This is a genomic window from Actinotalea sp. C106 (assembly GCF_023630195.1).
GTDB lineage: Bacteria > Actinomycetota > Actinomycetes > Actinomycetales > Cellulomonadaceae > Actinotalea.
Map to the genome: position 1 here is coordinate 1 of NZ_JALPKN010000609.1, position 662 is coordinate 662.

Consider the following 662-nt stretch of genomic DNA (forward strand, 5'->3'; position numbering starts at 1 on the left):
ACCTCCGCCGCCTCGAGGGGGGCCACCCGCGCCCCGGGACGACGCCGCAGGACGAGGGCCCCCGGGAGGGCGAGGTCACTCGCGGGGGCGGGACGCGCGCCGTCATCGATCGCGCCAGCGCGGGACACCCCACCGAGCGCCTCGAGCCCGGGGCGCAGGGCCAGGCCCGCCGCCACGCCCAGCACGTCCTGTCCCGTGAGCACAACCACCTGAGCACGGTCAGCCGCCGCGAGCCCCGGGGCCAGCAGCGGCGCCGCTGCCGGCAGCTGACGCCCGGGCAGGTCCACGACCACCGTCCCGCTCCCCGCACACAGGGCCGACCAGACCGCGACGAGACCGCCGCCGGGTTCCGCCGTCGGCCCGCCCTCACGCGCCGCCGACGCAGCGTCTCCCCAGGGCGCACCCCGGCGACGGTCCCCGCTGAGCACCTCGACGCCCTCCCAGCGGGGCAGCACGCCGGCGAGGTCGTCCTCGGTCAGGGTGCCGCGCACCTCACGCAGGGCCTCCCACCGCGCTCCGGGACGCTCCTCGATCCCCAGCAGCACCTCGATCCCGCCCGACCCAGGATCGAGGTCCACGAGCACCACGCCGTCGTGCCTCGTCCCGCCGAGCCGCGCCCCACTGCGCCCCCCACGGCCGCGCCCCGCCCGTTCGCCAAGTCG

The 662-nt window shown here is 78.9% G+C and carries 1 pseudogene; it reads right to left on the reverse strand.

Annotated features, from left to right (window positions below):
- A pseudogene (locus L0B03_RS18775) lies at positions 1-587 on the reverse strand (hypothetical protein); the annotation flags it as partial.
- Between the last annotated feature and the right edge of the window lie 75 nt (positions 588-662).